Genomic DNA, 21,932 nt, shown 5'->3' with positions numbered 1-21,932 from the left:
CGCAAGCCTTGCCCTCTCCCCTACCCCTCTCCCGCAAGCGGGAGAGGGGATGAGACGCGGGCTTACGCCGCGACGGTATCCGCGACTTCCTTGTAGTCATGGATCTTGTCGAAGTTCATGTAGCGGTAGATCTTGTCGCCGTTGGCGTTGATCACGCCGATGTCGGCCATGTACTCGTCCCTGGTCGGGATGCGGCCGAGGCGCGAGCAGATCGCAGCGAGTTCGGCCGAACCCAGGTACACGTTGGAGTTCTTGCCGAGACGGTTGGGGAAGTTGCGGGTGGAGGTGGAGAACACCGTGGCGCCCTCGCGCACCTGCGCCTGGTTGCCCATGCACAGCGAGCAGCCCGGCATTTCCATACGTGCACCGGCAGTGCCGAAGGTGCCGTAGACGCCTTCGTTGGTCAGCTCGCTGGCATCCATCTTGGTCGGCGGGGCCACCCACAGCTTGGTCGGGATGTCGCGCTTGCCTTCCAGCAGCTTGGCCGCAGCACGAAAATGACCGATGTTGGTCATGCACGAGCCGATGAACACCTCGTCGATGGTGGCGCCGGCCACGTCGCTGAGCGTCTTCACGTCGTCCGGGTCATTCGGGCAGGCCACGATGGGCTCGTGCACGTCGGCCAGGTCGATCTCGATGACGGCGGCGTATTCGGCGTCGGCATCGCGCTCCAGCAGTTGCGGGTTGGCCAGCCAGGCTTCCATGGCCTTGATGCGGCGCTCCAGGCTCCGCGGATCCTTGTAGCCCTGGGCGATCATCACCTTGAGCAGGGTGATGTTGCTGTTGATGTATTCGATGATCGGCGCCTTGTCGAGGTGCACCGTACAACCGGCGGCCGAGCGCTCGGCCGAGGCATCGGACAGCTCGAACGCCTGCTCCACCTTCAAGTTCGGCAGACCTTCGATTTCCAGGATGCGGCCGGAGAAGATGTTCTTCTTGCCCTGCTTGGCCACGGTCAGCAGGCCCTGCTTGATGGCGTACAGCGGGATGGCGTTGACCAGGTCGCGCAGGGTGACGCCCGGCTGCAGCTCGCCCTTGAAGCGCACCAGCACGGATTCGGGCATGTCCAGCGGCATCACGCCCGTGGCGGCCGCGAAGGCCACCAGGCCCGAGCCGGCCGGGAACGAAATGCCGATCGGGAAGCGCGTGTGGCTGTCGCCGCCGGTGCCGACGGTGTCGGGCAGCAGCATGCGGTTGAGCCAGCTGTGGATCACACCGTCGCCCGGACGCAGCGAAATGCCGCCGCGGGTGCTGATGAATTCCGGCAGCGTGTGGTGGGTCTTCACGTCCACCGGCTTCGGATAAGCGGCGGTGTGGCAGAACGACTGCATCACCAGGTCGGCCGAGAAGCCCAGGCAGGCCAGGTCCTTCAGCTCGTCGCGGGTCATCGGGCCGGTGGTGTCCTGCGAACCCACCGAGGTCATCTTCGGCTCGCAATAGGTGCCAGGGCGCACGCCCTGGCCTTCCGGCAGGCCGACCGCGCGGCCGACCATCTTCTGCGCCAGCGTGAAGCCCTTGCCGGTGTCGGCCGGCTGCTGCGGCAGGCGGAACAGCGTGGAAACCGGCAGGCCCAGCGCTTCGCGCGCCTTGGCAGTGAGGCCGCGGCCGATGATCAGCGGAATGCGGCCGCCGGCACGCACTTCGTCGAACAGCACGTCAGACTTCACCTGGAACTCGGCGATCACTTCGCCGTTCTTCAGCGCCTTGCCGTCGTAAGGGCGCAGCTCGACGACGTCGCCCATGTTCATGTTCGACACGTCAAGTTCGATCGGCAGCGCGCCGGCGTCTTCCATGGTGTTGTAGAAGATCGGGGCGATCTTGCTGCCCAGGCACACGCCGCCGAAGCGCTTGTTCGGGATGAAGGGGATGTCTTCGCCGGTCCACCACAGCACGGAGTTGGTGGCGGACTTGCGGCTGGAACCGGTGCCGACCACGTCGCCCACGTAGGCGACCAGGTGGCCCTGCTTGGTCAGGTCCTGGATCAGCTGGATCGGGCCGCGCTTGCCGTCTTCCTCCGGCTGGAACGGCGCGCCGTCGCGCTTGTTCTTCAGCATGGCCAGCGCGTGCAGCGGGATGTCCGGGCGCGTGGTGGCGTCGGGGGCCGGCGACAAGTCGTCGGTGTTGGTTTCACCCGGCACCTTGAATACGGTGATGGTCAGGCTTTCCGGCACTTCGGGTTTGCTGGTGAACCACTCGGCGTCGGCCCAGCTCTGCAGCACGGCCTTGGCGTTCGCGTTGCCCTTGTCCGCTTTCTCCTTCACATCATGGAAAGCGTCGAACATCAGCAGCGTGTGCTTGAGCGCGTTGGCGGCGACGGTGCCGACCTGGGCGTCGTCGAGCAGCTCGATCAGCGGGTGGATGTTGTAGCCGCCCAGCATGGTGCCGAGCAGTTCGGTGGCCTTCTCGCGCGAGATCAGCGCGCACTGCTCGGTACCGAACGCCACCGCCGCCAGGTACGAAGCCTTGACCTTGGCCGCGTCATCCACGCCAGCCGGCACGCGGTTGCTGATCAGGTCGACGAGGAACGCTTCTTCGCCTGCCGGCGGGTTCTTCAGCAGCTCGACCAGCTCGGCGGTCTGCTGGGCCGACAGCGGCAGCGGCGGGATGCCCAGCGCGGCGCGCTCGGCAGCATGTTGGCGATAAGCGGTAAGCATGTGGCTCGTCCTGTGGCGGGGATTGGCTGCTCCCCTGCACAACGGGGGAGAAAGTCGTGGCGCTGCCTTTTTGCTCGTCATTCCTGCGCAGGCAGGAATCCAGTGACGTTGCACTCGATGATCCTGGGGCGCTGGATCCCGGCCTGCGCCGGGATGACGAGCAGAATCCGGAAGCTCATCGGCCGCCAATTTTGCCAGCCGCCCCGCGCACCCGGCAACGGAAAGCTGTTTCCGGCTGCGTTCGAAATCGTGCAATGCCGCCTTGCGATACCGCTCACGTTCGGTGGCGTAGCATCCTTGCGTTCACCATCGCCAGATTCGAGCCACCGGAGTCAAGCCATGCAGGATTCATTCGCCACCCGCGACACCCTCGCCGTCAACGGCAAGCAGTACCAGATCGCCAGCCTCGCCAAACTGGGCCAGCGCTTCGACCTCAAGCGCCTGCCCTACTCGATGAAGATCCTGCTCGAGAACCTGTTGCGCCACGAGGATGGCGTCAACGTCACCGCGAAGGAAATCGAAGCGGTGGCGAACTGGGACGCGAAGAAGGAGCCGGATACCGAAATCGCCTTCATGCCCGCACGCGTGGTGCTGCAGGATTTCACCGGCGTACCCTGCGTGGTCGACCTGGCGGCGATGCGCGACGCGGTGGTGAAGCTGGGCGGCGATGCCAAGCAGATCAACCCGCTGGCGCCGGCCGAACTGGTGATCGACCACTCAGTGCAGGTCGACGTCTACGGCTCGGAAAGCGCGCTGGAGAAGAACGTCGAGATCGAATTCCAGCGCAACCAGGAACGCTACAGCTTCCTGCGCTGGGGCCAGAAGGCCTTCGACAACTTCAAGGTGGTGCCGCCGCGCACTGGCATCGTGCACCAGGTGAACCTGGAGCACCTGGCACGCGTGGTGTTCACCGGCGACGAGAACGGCGAGCCCTGGGCCTACCCGGACACCGTGTTCGGCACCGACAGCCACACCACGATGATCAACGGCATCGGCGTGCTGGGCTGGGGCGTGGGCGGCATCGAGGCCGAAGCCGCGATGCTGGGCCAGCCGTCGTCGATGCTGATCCCGCAGGTGGTCGGCTTCAAGCTCAGCGGCAAGCTCGCCGAAGGCGTCACCGCCACCGACCTGGTGCTCACCGTCACCCAGATGCTGCGCAAGCTCGGCGTGGTGGGCAAGTTCGTCGAGTTCTTCGGCGACGGCCTGAAGCACCTGCCGCTGGCCGACCGCGCCACCATCGCCAACATGGCGCCGGAATACGGCGCCACCTGCGGCATCTTCCCGGTCGACCAGGAGGCGCTCAACTACCTGCACCTGTCCGGCCGCGGCGACGCGCAGATCGCATTGGTCGAAGCCTATGCCAAGGCGCAGGGCCTGTGGCACGACGAACACACGCCGCACGCCGAGTTCACCACCACGCTGGAACTCGACCTGGCCGACGTGAAGCCGTCGCTGGCCGGCCCGAAGCGCCCGCAGGACCGCGTGCTGCTGGAAGGCGTGCAGAAGAACTTCCACGAAGTGATCGGGCCGCTCACCGCGAATCGCCCACCGCGCGACGACGCTACCGCCGACTTCATCGCCGAAGGCGGTTCGGCGGCGATCGGCAACGCCGCCAATGGCATCACCAACGGCGGCGTGCGGGTGGAAAAGGACGGCGAAAGCTTCAAGATCGGCGACGGCTCGGTGGTGATCGCCGCGATCACCTCCTGCACCAACACCTCCAACCCGGCAGTGATGCTGGGCGCCGGCCTGCTGGCGAAGAAGGCCGCGGCCAAGGGCCTGAAGGCCCAACCGTGGGTGAAGACCTCGATCGGCCCGGGTTCGAAGGTGGTCTCCGACTACCTCGAGAAGACCGGCCTGCTGAAGGAATTGGAAAAGGTCGGCTTCTACATCGTCGGCTACGGCTGCACCACCTGCATCGGCAACTCCGGTCCGTTGCCGGCCGAGATCAGCAAGGGCATCGCAGAGGGCGATCTGGCCGTGGCCTCGGTGCTGTCCGGCAACCGCAATTTCGAGGGCCGCGTGCATCCGGAAGTGAAGATGAACTACCTGGCCTCGCCGCCGCTGGTGGTCGCCTACGCGCTGGCCGGCACGCTGGACATCGACCTCACCAGGGATGCCATCGGCACCGGCAGCGACGGCAAGCCGGTCCATCTCAAGGACATCTGGCCGACCAACCAGGAAATCTCCGACACCATCGCCGGTGCGATCAACCCGGAGATGTTCAAGAAGAACTACGCCGACGTGTTCAAGGGCGACAGCCGCTGGAACAAGATCGCCTCGCCGGACGGTGCGGTGTACCAGTGGAACGACTCCACCTACATCAAGAACCCGCCCTACTTCGACGGCATGACGATGGCGCTGGGCAAGGTGGAGGACATCCACAGCGCCCGCGTGCTCGGCCTGTTCGGCGACTCCATCACCACCGACCACATCTCGCCGGCCGGATCGATCAAGAAGGATAGCCCGGCCGGCCGCTTCCTGATCTCGAAGGGCGTCGAGCCCAGGGACTTCAACTCCTACGGCTCGCGCCGCGGCAACGACGACGTGATGGTGCGAGGCACCTTCGCCAACATCCGCATCAGGAACCAGATGCTGGACGGCGTCGAGGGCGGTTACACCGAGCACGTGCCGTCGGGCGAGCAGATGGCGATCTACGACGCGGCGATGAAGTACAAGGCCGAGAAGACCCCGCTGATCGTGCTCGCCGGCAAGGAATACGGCACCGGCTCCAGCCGCGACTGGGCCGCCAAGGGCACCCTGCTGCTGGGCGTCAAGGCGGTGATCGCCGAAAGCTTCGAGCGCATCCACCGCTCCAACCTGGTCGGCATGGGCGTGCTGCCGCTGCAGTTCAAGGACGGCGAGAGCGCCAAGTCGCTGGGCCTCGACGGCTACGAGAGCTTCGACATCACCGGCCTGGAAGGCGGCGAGGCCAAGGAAGCGAAGGTGGTTGCCACCGGCAAGGATGGCAAGAAGAAGGAGTTCACCGTGAAGGTGCTGCTGCTCACCCCGAAGGAGCGCGACTTCTTCCGCCATGGCGGCATCCTGCAGTACGTGCTGCGCCAGCTGGTCGGCAAGAAAGCGGCCTGAGCGCAGCCGCGACTCCGTTGCACCACGGCCGCCCCGATTCGCCTCGGGGCGGCGTTTTTTCGGCCATTGCAAGGCATTCCGCGGCTTGCCGCTGTACGCGGGCGTATGCTCCAATGCCGGGAGGGGGCGTCGCCATCTCCACCCTGCCTTGGCGGCCATGATTCAGGAGTCGAGCAAGCACATGAGCAACGAGCGGCCGTGGCTGGACCACTATCCGGCAGGCATACCCGCCGAAATCGACCTCAATGCCTACGCCTCGGTGGCCGCCGTGCTGGAAGAATCCTTCCAGCGTTTCCGCGACCGCCCCGCGTTCGCCAATTTCGGCAAGCAGCTCAGCTACGGCCAGACCGATACGCTCAGCCGCCAGTTTGCGGGTTACCTCACCGGTGTGCTCAAGCTCGGCAAGGGCGATCGCATCGCGATCATGATGCCGAACGTGCTGCAGTACCCCATCGCGCTGTCCGGTGCGCTGCGCGCCGGACTGGTGGTGGTCAACACCAATCCGATGTACACCGCGCGCGAGCTGAAACACCAGCTGCTGGACTCCGGCGCCAAGGCCATCGTGGTGCTCGACAATTTCGCTGCCACCCTGCAACAGGTGGTGGCCGACACCCAGGTGCAGCACATCATCACCACCGGCATCGGCGACCTGCTCGGCTTCCCCAAGGGCGCGCTGGTCAACTTCGTGCTCAAGCACGTCAAGAAGATGGTGCCGGCCTACAACCTGCCGCAGGCGGTGCGCTTCCGCGACGCGCTGGCACAGGGTGCCGCGCACCCGCTGCCGAAAGTTGAACTGGGCCACGACGACATCGCCTTCCTGCAGTACACCGGCGGCACCACCGGCGTGGCCAAGGGCGCCATGCTCAGCCACGGCAACATGGTGGCGAACATGCTGCAGGCCGGCGCCTGGATCGGGCAGAACGCGAAGTATGGCGAAGAAATCATCATCACCGCCCTGCCGCTGTACCACATCTTCTCGCTGACCGCGAACGGCCTGGTCTTCATGCGCCTGGGCGGGCTCAACTGGCTGGTCACCAACCCCCGCGACATGCCGGGGTTCGTCAAGGAGCTGAAGGCCTCGCGCTTCACCGCGCTCACCGGCGTCAACACCCTGTTCAATGGCCTGCTCAATACACCGGGCTTCGCCGAAGTGGACTTTTCGCGTCTGCATCTGACGCTGGGCGGCGGCATGGCGGTGCAGCGCGCGGTGGCCGAGCGCTGGAAGAAGGTCACCGGCTGCCCGCTGGTCGAGGCCTATGGCCTCACCGAGACCTCGCCGGCGGCCTGCATCAACCCGCTCGACCTCAAGGACTACAACGGCTCGATCGGCCTGCCGATCCCCTCCACCGACGTGGCGATCTGGTCGGAGGACAATCGGCCACTGCCGGTCGGCGAGGTAGGCGAACTGATGGTGAAGGGACCGCAGGTGATGCAGGGTTACTGGAACCGCCCCGACGAGACGGCCAAGGTGCTGGGCGCCGACGGCTGGCTGCACACCGGTGACATCGCCAGGATGGACGAAGCCGGCTACTTCTACATCGTCGACCGCAAGAAGGACATGATCCTGGTATCCGGTTTCAACGTGTACCCGAACGAAGTGGAGGACGCGGTGATGCAGCACCCCGGCGTGGCCGAGGTGGCCGCGGTCGGCGTACCGGATGAGCACTCCGGCGAAGTGGTGAAGCTGTTCGTGGTGCGCAAGGATCCGAACCTCACCGAGGAGGCGCTCAAGCAGTTCTGTCGCGACAACCTTACCGGCTACAAGCGGCCAAAGTTCATCGAGTTCCGCGACGCCCTGCCCAAGAGCAACGTGGGCAAGATCCTGCGCCGCGAACTGCGCGGCGAGAAGAAGGCCGCGGCCAGCGCCCACTGAAACGATGAAGGCCCCGCACATGGCGAGGCCTTCGATTCAACCAGCCCTGCGGAAGCGCAATCAGTTCTTCCACGCCTCCAGGATATCGGCGTAGCCACCCAGCAGATTCCACAACGGCACCTGCTTGTCCTCGGGGATGCAAACGTAGGAAAAGCCGATGTTGTGATCGGCGACGCGCGCGACCTGCGCCTCCAGATGGATGTGCAGGTCGCTGCCGAAGATCATGTCCAGCAGCCAGGTCTGTCCTACCTCGCCAGTCCAGCCCAGTGGCCGGCGCAGCAGCGCACCGGTCGCGGAAATGTCCACCAACTCGGTGGGATGCGACTCGACGCCGCGGCTCATCAGCACGGTCGTCTCGATCTGCATGCGCGCCGGGCGCAGGCGTTCGGCTTCGTCGCTGAACTTGTTGTCGTCCTTTGCCATGCCGGGCTCCTTGTCTGTTGCATCCCCGCCACCGTAATGGCACCCGCGGATCGACTCGTTACGCTGCGTCCGCCATCACACTCAAGCAAGCCACGTGCCACCCCGCGAATGTCGGTGCGATACGGCTCCTGCGAGTGTTTTCGTCCGCGGCGACTGACGCTTGCTCGCCGTCTCGGACACTCAAGGTCACCTGTGCAGCCTGCCGCCCGCCCGCGCCGATATACCCGGGCCACCTCGATCCTCCACGTGCAAGAGTCGTATTGTACCCATCGACAGGATCATGCTCCGCTTCCGCATCCGCTGGACTTGTCGCCGGCCAGTCGCTACTCTGTAACTCACGCGTGGCGCCATGGTCAGACGTCGACCGGTCGTTCCGGTGGCGATGGCGCCCACCCGATGCCCCAGGCAGATCGTCCGACTTGTCGGTGACGTCCCGTTCGTCACCGCATCGCCTTGTTCCCGCCAGACGCGATCAGCGTTCCGCACCGGCACATGGCTGCAACGCCCGCAAGCCTGATCGAACCGCGACACGCGACTTCGTCACGCCGGCAACGACAAGGGGGAGCCAGACACTGTCTGCACGGCACCGTGCGAAACCGCTTTACCGAAGTGCCGCCCCCGGCGCCACGATCCGTGCACAGTGTTCCCGCCCGGATCGCCCAACGGGGCAACCGTTTCGCCCATGATGGATCAAGACGCATTGCCGGCCGCCGGGCGGCCCAACGACACGCATCGATGAGCACCGAGCCAGACGGGCCGCAGAGCCCGGTCGTATCGCAGGACAGCCACGCGGCACGCCCCCAGCAGCAGGAAATGCCGCTGGCGGTCGTGCGTGGCGAGCCGGTACTGCAGATGCCGCAGGACCTGTACATCCCGCCGGACGCGCTGGAAGTCTTCCTGGAGGCGTTCGAGGGACCGCTGGACCTGCTGCTGTATCTGATCCGCCGGCAGAACCTGGACATCCTGGATATCCCGATTGCCGAGATCACCCGGCAATACATGGAATACATCGACATGATGCGGGAGACGATGCGGCTGGAGCTGGCCGCGGAATACCTGCTGATGGCGGCGATCCTGGGCGAGATCAAGTCGCGGCTGCTGTTGCCCAGGCCGCCCGCCGAGGAAGGCGTCGAGGAGGATCCGCGCGCCGAACTGGTGCGCCGCCTGCAGGAATACGAGCGCTTCAAGAGGGCCGCCGAGGACATCGAGGCCCTGCCCCGCATGGAGCGCGATACGGCCATCGCGCAGGCCGACACCGGCGAGCGCAACGTGATCAAGCTGCCGCCGCCGCTGGATCTCAAGGAAATGCTGCTGGCGCTGAAGGACGTGCTGCACCGCGCCGAGCTGTTCGGCCACCACGCGATCAAGCGCGAGGCGCTCAGCGTGCGCCAGCGCATGGGCGAGCTGCTGGGCAGGCTGGAAGGCCACGCCTTCCATCGCTTCGAGACGCTGTTCGACGTCAGCGAAGGCCGCCTCGGCGTGGTGGTCACCTTCCTCGCCATGCTGGAGCTGGCCAAGGAAATGCTGATCGAGATCGTGCAGGAAGCTCCGCTGGCGCCGATCTACCTGAAGGCGCGGGTGGAACACGGCGAGGGACTCCTCGCCGACGGAATGGAAAGCGACGGGACGAATGACCCCGCCGCAGAAGAATCGGCGTTCGAGACCCCGGACACCGCCGGCAACGGCACTCACTGAATCGGCATCGCAGGCCCATGCAGATCGAGCAACTCAAACCCATCGTCGAGGCGGCCCTGCTCGCCGCCAGCCAGCCGATGACCGTCGCCCAGCTCGGCGACCTGTTCGCCGAAACCGAGGAGGTCGGCCACGAGCAGATCGCCCGTGCGCTGGAGTCCCTCGCCGCCGACTGCGAAGGCCGCGGCGTGGAACTGAAGGAAATCGCCTCCGGCTTCCGCTACCAGGTGCGCCAGGAAGTGCATCCCTGGATCTCGCGGATGTGGACCGAGAAGCCCAGCCGCTATTCGCGCGCCCTGCTGGAGACGCTGGCGCTGATCGCCTACCGCCAGCCGATCACTCGCCCGGAGATCGAGCAGATCCGCGGCGTGGTGGTGTCCAGCAACATCGTCAAGACGCTGGAGGAGCGCGAGTGGATCCGCGTAGTCGGCTACCGCGACGTGCCCGGCAGGCCGGCGCTGTTCGGCACCACCCGCGCCTTCCTCGATTACTTCAACCTGAAGTCGCTGGACCAGTTGCCGCCGCTCTCCGAAATCCGCGACATGGAAGACCCGCAGATGGGCTTCGAGCAGACCCCGCTGCCCGCCCGCGTGATCAAGGACCTGCCGATCGATCCGGACGAAGAGGCACCGGCCGGGGAAGATGTCGCGGAAGTCGCCGGAACCGATCCCGAGACTGACGGACATATGCTCGACGACGACGCGCCGGGCCACGAAGCAGCCGCGCCCGCCACCGAAACCACCGAGGACGCGGCAACCGCGTCAGATGAATCCGAACCCACCACCACTGCCGACGAGGCAGCGGCTCCCGCGGACGTCGACAACGACGGCACCGCACAGCATTCCTGAGGAGTACCGCGCATGACTGCGCCGCAGAAATCCATCCTTTCCCTCAAGCGCGCCGCGGTCAGCGACGCCGCCCCGCTGGAAGAACGCCTGCACAAGGTGCTCGCCAACGCCGGCCTCGGCTCGCGCCGCATGCTGGAACAGCGCATCCAGGCCGGCGAGATCGAACTCAACGGCAGCCCCGCCGGCATCGGCACCAGCGTGCGCGCGGGCGACCGCGTGGTGGTCGACGGCAAGCAGTTCGTGGTCGCCACCGACAACCGCGGCGACGCCGAGGTGCTGATCTACCACAAGCCCGAGGGCGTGCTGACCACCCGCGACGACCCCGAAGGCCGCCCCACCGTGTTCGAACAGCTGCCGCGCCTCAAGGGTGCGCGCTGGGTCGCGGTGGGCCGCCTCGACATCAACACCACCGGCCTGCTGCTGCTCACCACGGACGGCGAACTGGCCAACGCGCTGATGCACCCCAGGAGCGGCATCGAGCGCGAATACCTCTGCCGCGTGCATGGCGAAGTGCCCGACGAGGTGATCGAGAAGCTCAAGGCCGGCGTGGAGCTGGAAGACGGCCCCGCCCGCTTCGACGAGATCGCGGTGATCAACCGCGGCGGCAGCCACAGCTGGTTCCGCGTGGTGATCCGCGAAGGCCGCAACCGCGAGGTGCGCCGTCTGTGGGATTCGCAGGGCTTCCTGGTCAGCCGGCTCAAGCGCATACGCTATGGCGGCATCGAACTGCCGCGCACCCTGCGCCGCGGCGACTGCGCACCGCTGGACGAAGAAGCGGTGAAGCAGCTGCGCCAGACCAGCAGCCTCGGCGCGCCGCAGCCCGTGCTTACCCTGAGCCCGGTGCTGCACCAGCGCCGCGCCAGCCGCAACGTCACTGAATACCGCCCCGAGCACGGCTCGACCGGCGCCTGGAGCGGCGGCTACCAGGACGAGGCACGCGAACTGCGCGCCTTCGACCGCATCCGCGAGGAAGCGCCGCGCGGCCGCCAGAAGCAGCGCCGTCCCGGCCAGGAAGTGAACGGCAACGTGGCGCTGCCCGAGCGCGCGCCCGGCGGCAATCACCGCAAGAAGAACAAGCGTGGCGTCGCGCCTGGCCAGGAACTGCCCTCGGTGCGCACCTGGTTCGCCGGCGACAGCCGCGATGGCGCAGCCCGACCCGCCGGCGCCCCCGGCAAGCGTCGCAGCGGCAAGTCCGCCGGCGCACGTGGCGGTGCCGGGCATGGTGGTTTCGCGGCTGCCGGCAGCACCGGCGGCTTCGGTAGCGGACACGCCTTCGGCCATGGCAACAACGAAGCGCGCCCCGGCGGCAATCGTCCGGGCCACGGCCGCCCGCAGGGCCAGGGCGGCAACCGCCCGCCCCACGGCGGCGGCCGTCCCGGCGGCAATCGTCCGCATGGCCGCGGCGGCAACCGTTCCGGCAATCGATGATCCGCATCTACCACAACAGCCGATGCAGCAAGTCGCGCGCCACGCTGGCGCTGCTCGAAGGCCGCGAGGTCGAGGTGGTGAACTACCTCGACACGCCGCCCGACGCCGCCGAGTTGAAACGTCTGCTCAAACTGCTTGGCATTCCCGCCCGTCAGCTATTGCGCACGGGCGAGGACGCGTACAGGCAACTCGGCCTCGCCAATCCTTCCATGGACGACGAGGCCCTGATTGCCGCGATGGCCGCCCATCCCATCCTGATCGAGCGGCCCATCGTGGTCGCCGACGGCAAAGCGGCGATCGGCCGTCCGCCGGAGGCGGTGCTGGCGATACTGTGATCGCCCGCGCCGCTCAGTTGTCGGCGGTCACGCGCGTGGCCGCCCACGCCGGTGGTGGACACGAAGCCGCCGGTGGTGGCCAGGCCATGCGGTTGCGTCGCCGCGTCCTGCCACAGCGCACCGCCGCCCACGCGCGCGATGCGCGCCTGGCCTCTACCTCGACGCGGTTCAACAACCCCAGATCGAGCATCAGGGCATCCTCGCGCACCGCCAGTGCGGCCACGTTGTGACCGCCGCCGCGCACCGTCATCGGCAACCGCGCACCGCAAAGCAGACCGCAGCGCAGACGTCGTCGGCGTCCGCACATTGCGCGACGGTCAGCGGACGGCGATCGATCGCGCCATTCCACACGCGGCGCCGCAACTCGTAATCCGCATCGCCGGGCCGCAATACGCGACCTTGCATTGCCTTGACCAACCCCTGCCAGGCGCCGCTGGACATGGCTCCTCCCCATTCGCGGCGACGACGCGGCACGCTGCCGGCTGCTCGGCATCATGCGCCTGTCGCCGCCGCAAACATGATGGAATTGTTGGGATTTGCTGGCGGGGAGCCAGCGCGTGCTACAGGGTCAACGTGAACCCATCGGCATCCATCCACGCCGGAAAGCGCTCGCGATGGGCGATCAGCGGCGCGGGATCGAGGGTGAGGGTGGCGACCTGCTCCAGCGCGCCGCACTCCACCAGCGGCTCGCCCACCGGATCGATCACCGCGCTGTCGCCGGCGTAAGGCAGGTCGTTACCGTCCACGCCCACGCGGTTCACGCCGATCACGCAGGCCAGGTTCTCGATGGCGCGGGCGCGCAGCAGGGTGCGCCAGGGCTGACGGCGCGGTGCGGGCCAGTTCGCCACGAAAATGGCGAGGTCGTAGTCCATGCCGCCTGCGGCGCTTTCCAGCCGGCGGTTGCGCAGCCACACCGGGAAACGCAGGTCGTAGCAGACCTGGGGCAGGATGCGCCAGCCCTTAAGTTCCACGATCAGCCGTTCGTTGCCGCCGCCGTAGCGGGTGTGCTCGCCGGCCATGCGGAACAGGTGGCGCTTGTCGTATTGCTCGAACGTGCCGTCGGGCCGCGTCCACAGCAGGCGGTTGTAGACGGTGCCGCCTTCGCGGATCGCCAGGCTGCCGCAGATCACCGCACCCACCTCGGCGGCCAGCGCGCGCAGCCAGGCCACGCCCTCGCCGTCCATGGTGTCGGCGCTGGCACCCGTGTCGTTGCTGAAGCCGGAGAGCAGGGTTTCCGGCAGCACGATCAGGTCGCTGCCGCGCGCGCGGCGCACCAGCGCACCGTAGTAGTCACGGTTGGCCGGGGCGTCGTGCCAGCGGGTGGCGCCCTGCACCAGCGAAACGGTCAAGGTCTGCAAACTCACAGCTTGCACAGCCGCTCGGCGGCCGCCTCCATGGTGGCATCGCTCTTGGCGAAGCACAGGCGCAGCAGGCGCGTGCCCGGCGCGGTTTCGCAGAACGGCGTCAGCGGGATCGCCGCCACCCCGCCCTGCTCCACCAGCCAGCGGCTGAAGGCGAGATCGTCCTCGTCGCGGATCGCGGAGTAGTCCACCAGCTGGAAGTAGCCACCCGGCACGTCGAGCAGTTTGAAGCGCGAGGGCGCCAGCAGCGCGCGGAAGCGGTCGCGCTTGGCCTGATAGAACGCGGGCAGTTCCAGGTAATGCTGCGGGTCGCTGGCGAGGAATTCGGCGAACGCGGCCTGCGCGGGATGGAAGCTGCAGAACGTGAGGTACTGGTGCACCTTGCGGAATTCCGCAGTGAGCGCCTTGGGCGCCACCGCATAGCCCAGTTTCCAGCCGGTGCAGTGGTAGGTCTTGCCGAAGGAGGAGATCACGAAGCTGCGCGCGGCGAGTTCGGGATGGCGCAGCACGCTCTCGTGCTGCCTGCCGTCATAGACGATGTGCTCGTACACCTCGTCGGACAGCACCACGATGTCGGTGTCGCGCACGATCGTCGCCAGCTCTTCGAGGTCGGCTGACGACAGCACCGCGCCCGACGGGTTGTGCGGGCTGTTGATCAGGATCATGCGCGTGCGTGGCGTCACCGCGTCGCGCACGCGCTGCCAGTCCACCGCGAACGTCGGCGCGATCAGCGGGATGTGCACCGCCTTCGCGCCCTGCAGCTCGATCGCCGGCTCGTAGCTGTCGTAGGCGGGATCGAACACGATCACCTCCTCGCCCGCGCGCACCACGGCGGCGATCGCCGCGAACAGCGCCTCGGTGGCGCCGGAGGTGACGGTGATCTCGGCGTCCACGTCGGGGCGATGGCCGTACATGCGCCCGGTCTTGGCCGCGATCTGCTCGCGCAGCGGCGCGGTGCCGTGCATCGGCGCGTACTGGTTGCGCCCCTCGTTCATCGCGCGCGCCAGCGCATCGCGCAGGCCCTGCGGCGGCTCGAAATCGGGAAAGCCCTGCCCCAGGTTCACTGCCTTGTGCTCCAGCGCCAGCTGGCTCATCACGCTGAAAATGGTGGTGCCGACCTTGGGGAGCTTGGTGTCGATCTTCATCGCTTTGCCATATGGAAGTCCAAACGAAAGCGTAGCATGCGCATGCATCTCCTGTAGGAGCGCGCCCTGTGCACGAATGCCTTGCGCTTCGATCGGAGCCAAGAGCCATCGCGCACAGGGTGCGCTCCTACAGCTCCGGCAACGCGCGCGTCTTGCACTCCTCGTGCTTGCGCAGGGTGGTGGCAGGCAGGCGTTCGGCGAGGAAATCCACCAGCGCACGCACGCCCGGCAGCATGCCGCGGCGGCTGGGGTAGATGAAATGCATGGTGCCTTCCGGCGCGCTCCATTCCGGCAGCAGCACCTCCAGCTCGCCACGGGTCACCGCCGGTGCGCAGACGAACTCCGGCAGCAGGGTGACGCCGATGCCACGGCGTGCCGCCTCCAGCAGCACGGCGAAGTCGCCGCAGATCAGGCGCGCATTCACCTCCACGCTGACGCGCTCGCCTGAAGCGTCGATCAGCTCCCAAGTCTGCGGACCTTCGTGCTCCTGCATCGACAGCGCCGGCAGCTTCGCCAGTTCGTCGGGGTGCTGCGGCCGCCCCTGCGCGTCGAGCAGTGCCGGGGCGGCCACCGGCAGCACGCGCGACTGGCCGAAGCTGCGCACCACCATGTTGGCGTCGGTATCGAGCTTGCTGCGCACACGGATCGCCAGGTCGTAGCCCTCGCCGAGCAGATCCACGCGGCGGTTGCTGGAAAGCACACGCACCTGCAGCCGCGGGTACTGCACCAGGAAGTCCGGCAGCACGTGCGCCAGGATGGTCTGGGTGAGCGACACCGGGCAGCTCAGGCGCACCACGCCGCGCGGCTCGGCACGCAGCTCGTCCACCGCCTCCTGCGCGGCGCGCGCCTCCTCCAGCACGGCACGGCAATGCGCGTAGAAGCGCTCGCCCACCTCGGTGACCACGAAGCGGCGGGTGGTCCGCTGCAGCAGGCGCACGCCAAGGCGTTCCTCCAGCTGCGACACCCGCTTGCTGAGCCGCGACTTGGGCACGCCCAGGGCTCGTCCCGCCGCGGAGAAGCCGCCGTGCTCCACCACGGCTGCGAAGAAGTACAGGTCGTTGAGATCCTGCAAGGCGCCGTCCAACTGCAGCATGACCGTTTCCCTTTTCGAACGATAAGTTCGGATTTTGCCGGCTTATCACCGGATTGTTCCAAATATACCTTGATCGCGTTGCCGGATACCCCGGCCCGATCAGGAAACTGCCATGAAACTCTTGCATATCGATTCCAGCGCGCTGGGCGGCCATTCGGTTTCGCGCCAGCTTTCCGCAGAGGTCGTCGCCGAACTGCAGCGCCTGCACCCGGGCATCGAAATCCGCTACCACGATCTCGCCGCCCAGCCGCTGCCGCACTGGACGCCGGTGGCCGACGCCGCCGATCCCGCCGCGGTGCGCGGCAGCGAGATGCTGGACGAATTCCTCGCCGCCGACGTCGTGGTGATCGGTGCGCCGATGTACAACTTCAGCATCCCCAGCCAGCTCAAGGCCTGGCTGGATCGCATCGCGGTGGCGGGCAAGACCTTCCGCTACGGCCCGAATGGCCCCGAGGGCTTGGCCGGCGGCAAGCGCGTGATCGTGGCTTCCAGCCGCGGCGGCATGCATGCCGGCAGCCCCATGGACTTCCAGGAGCCCTACCTGCGCGCCCTGCTCGGCTTCCTGGGCATCGACTTGGTGGAGTTCGTGCGCGCCGAAGGCGTCAACATGAGCGTCGAGCACAAGGCGGGCGCGCTGGCTTCGGCGCGCCAGGCCATCGGCACGCTGGGCAGTGGCGTCGCCCAAGCCGCCTGAGCCGTCCACCAGCACGAAGCAAGACCCCGCGAGGCCGGCCATAGTGCTGGCCTCGCGCTTTTCCGCGCCCGTGCGCCCCACCCCTGCCATCAGTCATGTTGCCAAACACGCTTGCAGTGCTTGACGGTTCAATTATCAGTGTTATAGTTCACTACAACACCGGTCCACGAGCTCACTAAAGGAGAGCCGACATGAACGCGAAGCACGAGTCCAGCACGAACCGCCCCGTCGTCGCCGACGACGTCTTCGTCTCCACCCTGATCCCGGCCCGGCACTGGATCGCCTCCGCCGCCGCCCTTGTAATGACCACCCTGACCCTGGCGGTGGTGAACCTGCCCGTCCGCACGCCCGAGGTCGCCTGGATCAACGGCATTCACGTGACCAACCTGGCCCCGGTCGAGGTCACTCCCACGGCTGCCGAACTGAAGGCTGCGGCCCTGCTGGAGCACGCTGCGGTGGGCATCGTCACCCTGCCCGATGGCGGGCGTGCCGCCCAGCTCGGGGCACAGCTGGCCATGCCCTACTATTCGTTTGGCACCACGACGGCCGGCATCGCCAGCAGCAAGGAATAATCCATGACCATCACCTGGAACGACAGCATCCCGATCTATCGCCAACTGCACCAACGCGTGGTGGCGATGATCCTGGATGGCGCCTTGAACGAGGGCGACCCGCTGCCGTCGGTGCGCCAGGTGGCCGCGGATTTCCAGATCAATCCGCTGACCGTGTCGAAGGCGTACCAGGAGCTGGTTGACGAACGCTTGGTTGAGAAAAGGAGGGGATTGGGCATGTTTGTCATCGAGGGTGCACGCGAAGAACTCTTGAAATCCGAGCGCGAACGCTTCCTGCGCGAGGAGTGGCCCGCGCTGTACGCCCGCCTGCAGCGGCTGGGCCTGGACCTGAAGACCCTGCTGCGCGAGACGCAGGCCGAGCCGGAGAAGCACGCATGAACGCCGTCGTCGCCGCCAGCGGCCTGAGCAAGCGCTACAAGAACACCGCCGCGCTGGACAATGCGAGTTTCCGCATCGAATCCGGCCGCATCGTGGGCCTGATCGGCCCGAACGGCGCGGGCAAGACCACCGCGTTGAAGGCCATCCTCGGCCTCACCGATTTCCAGGGCGAGCTTTCCGTGCTGGGCCTCGACCCGCGCAAGCAGCGCAACAAGCTGATGGAACAGGTCTGTTTCATCGCCGACGTGGCGGTGCTGCCGCGCTGGATCCGCGTGAGCGAAGTCGTCGACTTCGTCGCCAACACGCATCCGCGCTTCGACCGCAAGAAGTGCGAGGCCTTCCTCGCCCGCACCAAGCTCACGTCCAACCAGCGCGTCAAGCAGATGTCCAAGGGCATGATCGTGCAGCTGCACCTGGCGCTGGTGATGGCGATCGACGCGCGCCTGCTGGTGCTGGACGAACCCACCCTTGGCCTGGACATCCTCTACCGCAAGCAGTTCTACCAGAGCCTGCTGGAAGACTACTTCGACGAGAACAAGACCATCATCGTCACCACCCACCAGGTGGAGGAAGTCGAGCACATCCTCACCGACCTGATGTTCATCCGCGACGGCAGGATCGTGCTGGACGCCGACATGGACGCGGTGGGCGAACGCTTCGTCGAGGTGATGGTAGGCGCCGACAAGGCCGCCGAAGCCCGCCAACTCAAGCCGCTGGACGAGCGCCAGGTGTTCGGCAAGAGCATCTTCCTGTTCGACGGCGCCGACCGCGCGCGGCTGGAGGTGCTGGGCGAGATCCGCCGCCCCTCCGTCAGCGACCTGTTCGTCGCCACCATGAAAGGGACCTACGCATGAAAACCCCGGCTCTGAACGAAATGTACTGGCTGGTGAAGCGCGAGTTCTGGGAACACCGCGGCGGCTTCCTGTGGGCGCCGGTGATCACCGGCGGCGTGTTCCTGCTGCTGAACCTGATGGGCGTCATCGCCGGCGAGGTGTTCGGCGCGCAGCACGGCATCCACTCCCTGTTCAACGCCCGCATCCACATCCTCGACCACGCACTGAGCGCGGACGAGGCGGTCCGGGCCGGCACGCTGATGGACATGGTGATGTACTCGACCACGTTCATCATCAGCATCGTGCTGGGCTTCGTGGTGTTCTTCTACTGCCTCGGCGCGCTGTACGACGACCGCCGCGACCGCAGCCTGCTGTTCTGGAAATCGCTGCCGCTGTCGGACTCCGCCACCGTGCTGTCCAAGGTGGTGGCCGGCACCCTGCTGGCACCGGTGATCGCGGTGGTCTGCGGCGTGGTCACCGGCATCGCGATGCTGCTGATGTACGTCATCACGCTGTCCTTCCACGGCGTCGGCGCCTGGCACCTGCTGGCCTACGCGCATCCGTTCCGGGTCATCGCCAACCTGGTCGGCACCATCCCGCTGTACGCGCTGTGGGCCTTGCCCGCCACGGGCTGGCTGCTGCTCTGCTCCGCCTGGGCACGCAGCAAGCCCTTCCTGTGGGCCGCGGTGCTGCCGATCGCGGTGGGCATGATGCTGGGCTGGTTCAACCTGATGGGCGCACCAGTCATGGGCAACCACTGGTACTGGAGCGACGTCTGCGGCCGCATCCTGCTCAGCGTGTTCCCGGGCAGCTGGCTGAGCGCGGGCAACTACCAGAACGTGAGCAATGGCGCGGCCCTGGACGTGCTGAACCTCGGCAGCGCCTACAGCGTGATGGGCACGCCCAGCTTCTGGATCGGCGCGGTCGCCGGCCTCGCCCTGCTCGTCGGCGCGATCTGGCTGCGCCGCTGGCGCGACGACAACTGATATCCAGTCGTACTCAAACGGGGAGAACAACAATGAAAGGCAACGCATTCACCGGCAGCATCCTCGCCCTGACCCTGCTGCTGCCGCTCACGGCCTGCAGCCAGTCCAGCCAGAACGACACGGGCACCAGCGCCAACGGCGACGTGGCCAAGGCGATGCAGGAAGCCCGGCAGCAGACCTCGCCATCGGTCATTGCCGCGGAAGTGCAGAAAGGCATCGACAAGGCCAAGCAGGAGCTGGTCACCCAGAACCTCGATGTCACCAACGTCCGCATCGGCAAGGGCGAGCGCAACAGCCACGACGATCGCCCCAAGGCCGCGATCACCCCGCAGGGCGACCTACTGATCGCGGGCAACAAGGTCGATGCCACCCCGGAACAGCACGCCATGCTGGTGGATTACCGCCAGCAGATCATCGGCATCGCCGAAGCCGGCATGGACATCGGCGCCAGCGGTGCCGACCTGGGCGTCAACGCGGCCCGCGAAGCAATCCTCGGCGCGCTCGGCGGCAAGAGCGACAAGGAGATCGAGGCCAGCATCAAGCCGCAGACCGACAAGATCCAGGCGGCCGCCCTGCGCCTGTGCAAGCGCCTGCCCGACCTGCTCGTCTCGCAGCAGAAGCTGGCGGCCGCCATGCCGGCGTTCCAGCCCTACGCCACGATGACCCAGAAGGACGTCGACGACTGCGGCAAGGACATCGTCGACAGCAACGGCAAGAAGGGCTTCGCCGTATTCTCCGACTGATAACGACCCACGCCATCGTCAACGGAACCCAACGATGAATCCTCGCTCTCTCGCCTGCACCGTCCTGCTTTGCGCCCTGCTCGCCGCCTGCAGCATCCCCGACACCACCATGGAAAACGGCGCGATCAAGCTGTACGGGGATGTGGTGGTCCTGCATGTCGATGGCGCACCGGAAGCCGACATCGCCGCTGACGGCGGGTTCACGGTCAATGACAAGCCCGTGGAGGTCACGCCCGCCGAACGCACCCTGCTGGCGCAATACAACCGCAGCGTGCGCTCCGTGCACGAAACCGGACTGGCCATGGGCAAGGCCGGCATCGAGACGGCGGCCAAGGCCATCGCCGCCAAGGCCTCGTCCACGCCGGGCAAGGCCGACACCGCGGCCGAAACCGGCGCCAGCAAACTGCAGGATCTGACTCTCGGCATCTGCAAGGCTACCGCCGCCATCAAGGCCGCGCAGGATCAGCTCGCGGCGCAATTGACAGCCTTCAAACCCTACGCCGCCATCGTCGGCGCCGACGACGCGACGAATTGCGTAAAGGACGCGAAGAGCTGAGCCGCGGCCGCCACGCGCGCCATTTCATCCATCGAATCATCGAGGAAACATCCGCATGCGAACCCTGATCCTGTTGGGCGCCCTCGCCGCCGCGACCGCCGTTGCGCTGCCAGCGCAAGCCGATGGCTACCTGAAAATCCACGGTACCCGCGACAACCTGACCTGGCACACCAGCAACGGCCGCGCGCTCGACCTCGCCTCGCCCGAGGGCAAGGGCATCCGCATCAACCGCATCGAGCCGGCTGGCCACGACGGGTTGCGGCAAGGCGACGTGATCGTCGCGGCCGATGGCCAACCCGTGGCGCACGTGGTCGATCTGACGATCTTTGTGAACGCGCACCTGCAGGCTGCCTGCAAGCTGACCGTGCACAGGGGCCAGAGCAACGTGCAGGTGGCCTTGCCTGCAGGCGAACTGGCCGCACTGGTGCACCCAAGCCCCTGAGCAAGCGCACTGCTCCGTCTCACCTGTCGTGCCCCACGCCGCAAGGAAACACTCGTGAGTCCAAGGGATCGAACCGCACGACTGGCCGGCCTGCTCTACCTTCTGGTGGTGCTGATCGCGCCATACCGCCTGATCTACGTGCCAAGCAGCTTATTCGTGGACGACAACGCAGCCGCCACCGTCGCCAACATCGCCACCCACGAGATGCTGTTCCGGCTCGGCCTCGCCGCCGACCTGGTCTGCGGTGCATTGCAGGCCTTCATGGTGCTGGCGCTTTACCGCCTGCTCGGCGAGGTGAACCGGCGCCACGGCATCGCGATGCTGCTGCTTGGCGGCGCGCTGGTGCCGGCGCTGTACTTCTTCAACGTGGTCAACGATGCCGCCGCGCTGCTGCTGGTGCACGGCGGGAATGCACTGGCCGCATTCGATCCGGCCCAGCGCGCGGCACTCGCCACACTGTTCCTGCACCTGCACGGGCAGACCGTGGGCGCCGCCGAATGGCTGTGGGGCTTGTGGCTGTTCCCGCTGGCGCTGCTGGTGCTGCGCTCGGGTTTCCTGCCACGCCTGTTCGGCTATGGCCTGATCCTCAATGGCCTCGCCTACGCGATCCAGAGCCTGGCCTGGGCGCTGCGACCGGATTGGCAGGACACATTGTCCAGCCTGCTCGGCCCGCTGCAGTTCGTGGAGGTGCTGTTCATGCTGTGGCTGCTGGCGATGGGCGCACGGCGTGGGTTCCGGCGCCTGCACGACGATGCACCGACGCCTGCGGGTGCCTGAAACCGGCCT

22 protein-coding genes are annotated in these 21,932 nt (G+C 66.8%); 15 read left to right on the top strand and 7 right to left on the bottom strand.

The window, feature by feature from the left end; genetic code table 11:
- Positions 1-62 precede the first annotated feature (62 nt).
- Positions 63-2,654, bottom strand: coding sequence for a bifunctional aconitate hydratase 2/2-methylisocitrate dehydratase (locus tag ABQJ54_RS00175; RefSeq protein WP_367852266.1), 2,592 nt, complete (start codon positions 2,652-2,654; stop codon positions 63-65).
- A 339-nt stretch (positions 2,655-2,993) separates the two neighbouring features.
- Here ABQJ54_RS00175 and acnA point away from each other — a divergent pair, with 339 nt between their 5' ends.
- Together acnA and ABQJ54_RS00165 are read left to right on the top strand one after the other, a co-directional pair.
- Positions 2,994-5,744: an aconitate hydratase AcnA gene (gene acnA / locus ABQJ54_RS00170; protein ID WP_367852265.1), complete on the top strand. Its 2,751-nt coding sequence runs from the start codon at positions 2,994-2,996 to the stop codon at positions 5,742-5,744.
- A 181-nt stretch (positions 5,745-5,925) separates the two neighbouring features.
- A complete protein-coding gene (locus ABQJ54_RS00165) occupies positions 5,926-7,617 on the top strand; it encodes an AMP-binding protein (protein WP_367852264.1) in 1,692 nt (563 codons plus the stop codon).
- A 60-nt stretch (positions 7,618-7,677) separates the two neighbouring features.
- On the opposite strand, the gene ABQJ54_RS00160 is transcribed toward ABQJ54_RS00165, so the two are convergent.
- Positions 7,678-8,040, bottom strand: a complete 363-nt coding sequence (locus ABQJ54_RS00160; protein WP_367852263.1) for a PilZ domain-containing protein — start codon at positions 8,038-8,040, stop codon at positions 7,678-7,680.
- A 735-nt stretch (positions 8,041-8,775) separates the two neighbouring features.
- On the opposite strand from ABQJ54_RS00160, the gene ABQJ54_RS00155 reads away from it, so the two are divergent.
- The 4 genes from ABQJ54_RS00155 to arsC are packed head-to-tail and all read left to right on the top strand — an operon-like array spanning position 8,776 to position 12,343.
- On the top strand, positions 8,776-9,735 hold the full coding sequence (locus ABQJ54_RS00155) for a segregation and condensation protein A (RefSeq protein ID WP_437343301.1): 960 nt from the start codon (positions 8,776-8,778) through the stop codon (positions 9,733-9,735).
- Positions 9,736-9,752: 17 nt separating this feature from the next.
- Positions 9,753-10,580: an SMC-Scp complex subunit ScpB gene (scpB, locus tag ABQJ54_RS00150; RefSeq protein WP_437343300.1), complete on the top strand. Its 828-nt coding sequence runs from the start codon at positions 9,753-9,755 to the stop codon at positions 10,578-10,580.
- A gap of 12 nt (positions 10,581-10,592) precedes the next feature.
- Positions 10,593-12,008, top strand: a complete 1,416-nt coding sequence (locus tag ABQJ54_RS00145; protein ID WP_367852262.1) for a pseudouridine synthase — start codon at positions 10,593-10,595, stop codon at positions 12,006-12,008.
- Entirely contained in the window at positions 12,005-12,343 is a 339-nt protein-coding gene (gene arsC, locus ABQJ54_RS00140) for an arsenate reductase (glutaredoxin) (RefSeq protein WP_367852261.1), read from the top strand. Before ABQJ54_RS00145 ends, arsC begins: the two co-directional genes overlap by 4 nt.
- 13 nt (positions 12,344-12,356) lie before the next feature.
- Here arsC and ABQJ54_RS00135 read toward each other — a convergent pair whose 3' ends face one another.
- From ABQJ54_RS00135 to ABQJ54_RS00115, 5 genes are all read right to left on the bottom strand, one after another.
- A complete protein-coding gene (locus tag ABQJ54_RS00135) occupies positions 12,357-12,593 on the bottom strand; it encodes a hypothetical protein (protein ID WP_367852260.1) in 237 nt (78 codons plus the stop codon).
- Positions 12,590-12,784, bottom strand: a complete 195-nt coding sequence (locus ABQJ54_RS00130) for a hypothetical protein (RefSeq protein WP_367852259.1) — start codon at positions 12,782-12,784, stop codon at positions 12,590-12,592. Before ABQJ54_RS00130 ends, ABQJ54_RS00135 begins: the two co-directional genes overlap by 4 nt.
- A gap of 119 nt (positions 12,785-12,903) precedes the next feature.
- Positions 12,904-13,701 carry an amidohydrolase gene (locus ABQJ54_RS00125; RefSeq protein ID WP_367853532.1) on the bottom strand — a complete coding sequence of 266 codons (798 nt, stop codon included), beginning with the start codon at positions 13,699-13,701 and terminating at the stop codon, positions 12,904-12,906.
- A 2-nt stretch (positions 13,702-13,703) separates the two neighbouring features.
- On the bottom strand, positions 13,704-14,849 hold the full coding sequence (locus ABQJ54_RS00120) for a pyridoxal phosphate-dependent aminotransferase (RefSeq protein WP_367852258.1): 1,146 nt from the start codon (positions 14,847-14,849) through the stop codon (positions 13,704-13,706).
- A 127-nt stretch (positions 14,850-14,976) separates the two neighbouring features.
- Positions 14,977-15,942, bottom strand: a complete 966-nt coding sequence (locus ABQJ54_RS00115; protein ID WP_367852257.1) for a LysR substrate-binding domain-containing protein — start codon at positions 15,940-15,942, stop codon at positions 14,977-14,979.
- A 112-nt stretch (positions 15,943-16,054) separates the two neighbouring features.
- On the opposite strand from ABQJ54_RS00115, the gene ABQJ54_RS00110 reads away from it, so the two are divergent.
- The 9 genes from ABQJ54_RS00110 (at position 16,055) to ABQJ54_RS00070 (ending at position 21,923) form a co-directional block, all read left to right on the top strand.
- Positions 16,055-16,636, top strand: coding sequence for an FMN-dependent NADH-azoreductase (locus ABQJ54_RS00110; RefSeq protein ID WP_367852256.1), 582 nt, complete (start codon positions 16,055-16,057; stop codon positions 16,634-16,636).
- A gap of 191 nt (positions 16,637-16,827) precedes the next feature.
- Entirely contained in the window at positions 16,828-17,208 is a 381-nt protein-coding gene (locus ABQJ54_RS00105) for a hypothetical protein (protein ID WP_367852255.1), read from the top strand.
- A gap of 3 nt (positions 17,209-17,211) precedes the next feature.
- On the top strand, positions 17,212-17,586 hold the full coding sequence (locus ABQJ54_RS00100) for a GntR family transcriptional regulator (protein ID WP_367852254.1): 375 nt from the start codon (positions 17,212-17,214) through the stop codon (positions 17,584-17,586).
- Entirely contained in the window at positions 17,583-18,440 is an 858-nt protein-coding gene (locus ABQJ54_RS00095; RefSeq protein WP_367852253.1) for an ABC transporter ATP-binding protein, read from the top strand. Before ABQJ54_RS00100 ends, ABQJ54_RS00095 begins: the two co-directional genes overlap by 4 nt.
- The gene (locus tag ABQJ54_RS00090) at positions 18,437-19,405 is read left to right on the top strand and encodes a hypothetical protein (RefSeq protein ID WP_367852252.1); all 969 of its coding nucleotides are present in this window, start codon (positions 18,437-18,439) and stop codon (positions 19,403-19,405) included. The genes ABQJ54_RS00095 and ABQJ54_RS00090 overlap by 4 nt, the downstream gene beginning before the upstream one ends.
- A gap of 32 nt (positions 19,406-19,437) precedes the next feature.
- The gene (locus ABQJ54_RS00085; protein ID WP_367852251.1) at positions 19,438-20,148 is read left to right on the top strand and encodes a hypothetical protein; all 711 of its coding nucleotides are present in this window, start codon (positions 19,438-19,440) and stop codon (positions 20,146-20,148) included.
- Positions 20,149-20,257: 109 nt separating this feature from the next.
- Positions 20,258-20,704, top strand: a complete 447-nt coding sequence (locus tag ABQJ54_RS00080; RefSeq protein WP_367852250.1) for a hypothetical protein — start codon at positions 20,258-20,260, stop codon at positions 20,702-20,704.
- A gap of 55 nt (positions 20,705-20,759) precedes the next feature.
- Positions 20,760-21,146 carry a hypothetical protein gene (locus tag ABQJ54_RS00075; RefSeq protein WP_367852249.1) on the top strand — a complete coding sequence of 129 codons (387 nt, stop codon included), beginning with the start codon at positions 20,760-20,762 and terminating at the stop codon, positions 21,144-21,146.
- 54 nt (positions 21,147-21,200) lie between these two features.
- On the top strand, positions 21,201-21,923 hold the full coding sequence (locus ABQJ54_RS00070) for a DUF4386 domain-containing protein (protein ID WP_367852248.1): 723 nt from the start codon (positions 21,201-21,203) through the stop codon (positions 21,921-21,923).
- The last annotated feature ends 9 nt before the right edge of the window (positions 21,924-21,932 follow it).

Origin of the sequence: Rhodanobacter lycopersici (genome assembly GCF_040812335.1) — a bacterium.
Lineage (GTDB): Bacteria > Pseudomonadota > Gammaproteobacteria > Xanthomonadales > Rhodanobacteraceae > Rhodanobacter_A > Rhodanobacter_A lycopersici.
The sequence above is the reverse complement of the archived record's forward strand: the minus strand, read 5'-3'. Positions and strand labels throughout refer to the sequence as shown.

Bases quoted from the DNA above. Each gene is read 5' to 3' on its own strand.
- ABQJ54_RS00175 (WP_367852266.1), bottom strand. From the start codon at position 2,654: ATGCTTACCGCTTATCGCCAACATGCTGCCGAGCGCGCCGCGCTGGGC.
- acnA (WP_367852265.1), top strand. From the start codon at position 2,994: ATGCAGGATTCATTCGCCACCCGCGACACCCTCGCCGTCAACGGCAAG.
- ABQJ54_RS00165 (WP_367852264.1), top strand. From the start codon at position 5,926: ATGAGCAACGAGCGGCCGTGGCTGGACCACTATCCGGCAGGCATACCC.
- ABQJ54_RS00160 (WP_367852263.1), bottom strand. From the start codon at position 8,040: ATGGCAAAGGACGACAACAAGTTCAGCGACGAAGCCGAACGCCTGCGC.
- ABQJ54_RS00155 (WP_437343301.1), top strand. From the start codon at position 8,776: ATGAGCACCGAGCCAGACGGGCCGCAGAGCCCGGTCGTATCGCAGGAC.
- scpB (WP_437343300.1), top strand. From the start codon at position 9,753: ATGCAGATCGAGCAACTCAAACCCATCGTCGAGGCGGCCCTGCTCGCC.
- ABQJ54_RS00145 (WP_367852262.1), top strand. From the start codon at position 10,593: ATGACTGCGCCGCAGAAATCCATCCTTTCCCTCAAGCGCGCCGCGGTC.
- arsC (WP_367852261.1), top strand. From the start codon at position 12,005: ATGATCCGCATCTACCACAACAGCCGATGCAGCAAGTCGCGCGCCACG.
- ABQJ54_RS00135 (WP_367852260.1), bottom strand. From the start codon at position 12,593: ATGACGGTGCGCGGCGGCGGTCACAACGTGGCCGCACTGGCGGTGCGC.
- ABQJ54_RS00130 (WP_367852259.1), bottom strand. From the start codon at position 12,784: ATGTCCAGCGGCGCCTGGCAGGGGTTGGTCAAGGCAATGCAAGGTCGC.
- ABQJ54_RS00120 (WP_367852258.1), bottom strand. From the start codon at position 14,849: ATGAAGATCGACACCAAGCTCCCCAAGGTCGGCACCACCATTTTCAGC.
- ABQJ54_RS00115 (WP_367852257.1), bottom strand. From the start codon at position 15,942: ATGCTGCAGTTGGACGGCGCCTTGCAGGATCTCAACGACCTGTACTTC.
- ABQJ54_RS00110 (WP_367852256.1), top strand. From the start codon at position 16,055: ATGAAACTCTTGCATATCGATTCCAGCGCGCTGGGCGGCCATTCGGTT.
- ABQJ54_RS00105 (WP_367852255.1), top strand. From the start codon at position 16,828: ATGAACGCGAAGCACGAGTCCAGCACGAACCGCCCCGTCGTCGCCGAC.
- ABQJ54_RS00100 (WP_367852254.1), top strand. From the start codon at position 17,212: ATGACCATCACCTGGAACGACAGCATCCCGATCTATCGCCAACTGCAC.
- ABQJ54_RS00095 (WP_367852253.1), top strand. From the start codon at position 17,583: ATGAACGCCGTCGTCGCCGCCAGCGGCCTGAGCAAGCGCTACAAGAAC.
- ABQJ54_RS00090 (WP_367852252.1), top strand. From the start codon at position 18,437: ATGAAAACCCCGGCTCTGAACGAAATGTACTGGCTGGTGAAGCGCGAG.
- ABQJ54_RS00085 (WP_367852251.1), top strand. From the start codon at position 19,438: ATGAAAGGCAACGCATTCACCGGCAGCATCCTCGCCCTGACCCTGCTG.
- ABQJ54_RS00080 (WP_367852250.1), top strand. From the start codon at position 20,258: ATGGAAAACGGCGCGATCAAGCTGTACGGGGATGTGGTGGTCCTGCAT.
- ABQJ54_RS00075 (WP_367852249.1), top strand. From the start codon at position 20,760: ATGCGAACCCTGATCCTGTTGGGCGCCCTCGCCGCCGCGACCGCCGTT.